Origin of the sequence: Acinetobacter sp. NIPH1876 (assembly GCF_022808535.1) — a bacterium.
Classification (GTDB): domain Bacteria; phylum Pseudomonadota; class Gammaproteobacteria; order Pseudomonadales; family Moraxellaceae; genus Acinetobacter; species Acinetobacter higginsii.
The window spans coordinates 1-3,482 of the sequence record NZ_JALGBR010000039.1 but is presented as its reverse complement, the minus strand read 5'-3'; the positions used below and the strand labels follow the sequence as shown (position 1 = coordinate 3,482).

The window sequence follows — 3,482 nt, the reverse complement described above, 5'->3', positions numbered from 1 at the left end:
CCGACCATGGAAAGGATTCATATGCTGCACCTTTAGCTAAAACAGTCTTCAGCTTACCATTCGTGGTTATTTGCAACAGTGCCCAAATACATGCTCGATCCCGATTCTTCTTTTGTTGATTTCCTGATTATAGATTTTGAGTTCAGGATCCAGTTTACAGCGTCTTTTGGCTTTTAACGGCAACAGGCTATTAGGATACACAGCATAAATTCCCAGGTAGCCTTTATCTGCAAGGATAAAAGCTCCTGAAGGAATCTGCTTTAAATTGGTTTGAATAGCTCGAAATCATGCACCGTACCGCGATCAGTGCATAAACTCAGAATTTGCTGAGTTTTATAATGGATGATGGCCTGTACTTTAAAGGTATGGGTCTTTTTCTTGCCACTATAGTTTTTCTTCTGTTTTTTTAGGCCTTTGAATTGGAATTTCTGTGGCATCCAGGATCACCACATTCCAGTCTATGCCTTCGCTTTCGGGCAAATTCTTCGGTAAATTAAACAGCTTGGACTGAATCAGGCAATCTTCAACATGACGTACAATTCTTGAGGCTGTAGGCTCTGAAACTCCATAACTCGTAGCAATGTGAAATAAAGTTCGGTATTCCCGCCAATAGCTCAGACAGAGCAGAACCTGATTCTCCACACTTAACTTGGGTGGTCTGCCTTTAGCTGGAACATGCTTCTGCAATTGCTCAACCATTTAAATAAAAGGTTGACCATGAGATGCCTGTATATCGCTTAAACTGTGTTTCAGAAAGCTTCTTTGAATCAATGTATTTCATCCGCAGATTATGCACGAATGCTAAGAAAATTAGAGTACAAATATCAATCAAAAAGGTGCTCGTTTTTTGATTTATGAAAGAGAGATCTATTATTCAATTATATCTTTTAATGATCAATAGAAAGCCTAGTTTCAAACACATTCTTCAGACACAAACAAATATGATCAAAATAGAGTGATTACTCTATAAAATAATAAAATCAATTACTTAAATCATATTTTATTTTAAAAAAAATACAAATGTGTATTAAAAATAACCATTACTTACATTTTTTTGATTACAAAATATAATGAGTAAATTGCTTCCCATTTCATACATTTTTCATATATAAAAAGTCATACTATTTTTAAGGTTTTTCTAAATCACATTTTATACTTCATAGTTTTTAACATCATTATTAAAGGTGAACCATGCAAAAGAAGAAGCGCACCCCATTAGACGCACAACAGTCCCATCTTTGGATTATTGGTGGTGGTATCGCAGGTATGGCTGCTGCTGCATTTGCAATCCGTGATGCCAAAGTCCCTGCCAAAAATATCCATATTTTAGAAGAACTCGATATTTCAGGTGGTTCGATGGATGGTGGACATACACCGCATGCCGCGCAAGCTTGGGTAACACGTGGTGGGCGAATGCTGACCGATGAAACTTATTTGTGCCTATGGGACTTATTTTCCAGTATTCCATCTTTGGAAAATCCAGACATTTCGGTGCGTGAAGAATGTCGTGAGTTTAATGAAAAAGTGAAAACCCACGCCAATGCACGGTTGATTGATGCCGAACATGTCATTGCGGATGCAGCAAAGCTTGGTCTGAATACGCTACATCGTGCACAGATGCTGCGCCTATTAGCTTCAAAAGAAGAAAAAATTGGCAGTCGCCGCATTGATGAGTTTTTTGATGAAACCTTTTTTGAAACCAATTTCTGGCGCATGTGGCGCACGACTTTCGCTTTTCAAAAATGGCACAGTGCAGCAGAGTTAAGACGCTATTTCTTGCGTTTTATTCAAGAATTGCCACGCATTCATACCTTAGCGGGTGTGAAACGTACCAAGTACAACCAATATGACTCGATGATTCTGCCCCTACAGCGTTGGTTAGTCGCACAAGGCGTCGATGTGCGTTTTGGACACTATGTCACAGATGCAGACTTCATTACCAATGCTGAAACTCAAGAACGCTACGCTTCACGCCTATATGTACAATTGCCTGAAGGCTCAGAGCAAATTAATCTGAAAGCCAATGATTTAGCTATTTTCACTTTAGGCTCTATTACAGCAGACTCACGTTATGGCGGTAATCATGACGTGCCTGCCCTTATTCGTAATCGAGAAGATCATGGCTGGACGCTTTGGGAAACGCTGGCACAAAAAGCCCCAGACTTTGGCCGTCCAATGACTTTTTATGGCAATGTCGATGAACATAAGTGGGAGTCTTTCACTCTGACCATGAAAGATGACGTGCTACTTAAACGTATTATTGACTATACAGGCAATGAACCAGGCACAGGCGCACTCATGACTTGGTATGAGTCGGGTTGGCATTTATCCATCGTGGTTCCTGCACAGCCACACTTTGCCGACTTACCTGAAGGTTTATATACCTTATGGGGCTACGGTTTCCAAATTGACCATATAGGCGATTACATCAAAAAACCAATGTCCGAAGCCACGGGGCAAGAAATCCTAACAGAACTGATTAAACAGCTCGGTTTTGACGACATTTTAGATCATGTTTTGGCAACGACTGATGTTACTACCGCCATGATGCCATACGCCTCTGCCCTATTCGCCTGCCGTAAACCGGGGGATCGTCCACAGGTAATTCCACAAGGCTCACAAAACTTTGCTTTCCTTGGACAGTTTGTGGAAATTGAAGATGACGTGGTCTTTACTGTGGAATATTCAGTTCGTGGGGCGATGCTTGCCATTTATGAATTTTTTGGGGTGGAACGTGAAATCCCTGAAATTTACAACGGTCTACTTGATCCCAAAGTGGGTTTAAAAGCTTTAGAAACAGTGTTCCACTAAGTTTTTAATATATAGCGATAAGAGCACCTTTATGTCGCCACTATTACATAGTTTAATTTAAGCAACGTTTGGATACACGAGTGTGGCAGGGATGCCACACGTTATCCATCATAATAGGGATGTTATGTATGGGTAACAAAGGCTTTTGCTTTCTTTTGGCTTATCAAAAGTAAGGGTATTGCCTACACAAACACCTTTTATACTTTATTGAAAGTTGAGGCCGTGTACGCACCTAATTTTAAATTGGATAAAAAGAAAAATTAGATAAAACTTTATACGTCATTATTGGCGACGATATTCAGCTCCATGTTTCTTGCGTTTCCATTCGCCCTCACCTAGAAACTTCATGCCTGTAGAGTCTACGAGTAGATGCAGTCCATCGCTACTTTTTTGGTAGCTGATTGCAATATCAATATGCTTTTGTCTTCTACAAAGCGTACTGTAATCTGGTGCGGTCCAATTTAATCCGCAAAGTTTAATCAGACTTTGCACAAAGCCAGTGACCATACGTAAAGATAGACGGAATAAGGATTTAATCATTAAGCAGCATTGGATAGCTGCGTCGGAGTAGGTTTGATTTCGCCCTTGTTGGCACTGTTGCAAATAGGCTGACATGATAAGCTAAATATCTTATTTATTTCGAGATACAGCAGATGAATCCCTTCCACGGT

The 3,482-nt window shown here is 40.1% G+C and carries 3 protein-coding genes and 1 pseudogene; 1 reads left to right on the top strand and 3 read right to left on the bottom strand.

What is annotated here, in order from left to right; all coding sequences use genetic code 11:
* Nucleotides 1-66: 66 nt before the first annotated feature.
* Both MN869_RS20265 and MN869_RS20260 read right to left on the bottom strand, forming a co-directional pair.
* Nucleotides 67-210 carry a hypothetical protein gene (locus MN869_RS20265; protein ID WP_241211678.1) on the bottom strand — a complete coding sequence of 48 codons (144 nt, stop codon included), beginning with the start codon at nt 208-210 and terminating at the stop codon, nt 67-69.
* Nucleotides 211-260: 50 nt separating this feature from the next.
* The gene (locus MN869_RS20260) at nt 261-437 is read right to left on the bottom strand and encodes a transposase (RefSeq protein WP_212749606.1); all 177 of its coding nucleotides are present in this window, start codon (nt 435-437) and stop codon (nt 261-263) included.
* Between the two features lie 754 nt (nt 438-1,191).
* Here MN869_RS20260 and MN869_RS20255 point away from each other — a divergent pair.
* Nucleotides 1,192-2,811: an oleate hydratase gene (locus MN869_RS20255; protein WP_005144678.1), complete on the top strand. Its 1,620-nt coding sequence runs from the start codon at nt 1,192-1,194 to the stop codon at nt 2,809-2,811.
* 285 nt (nt 2,812-3,096) lie between these two features.
* On the opposite strand, the pseudogene MN869_RS20250 reads toward MN869_RS20255, so the two are convergent.
* A pseudogene (locus MN869_RS20250) lies at nt 3,097-3,396 on the bottom strand (IS5 family transposase); the annotation flags it as partial.
* Nucleotides 3,397-3,482: the final 86 nt, after the last annotated feature.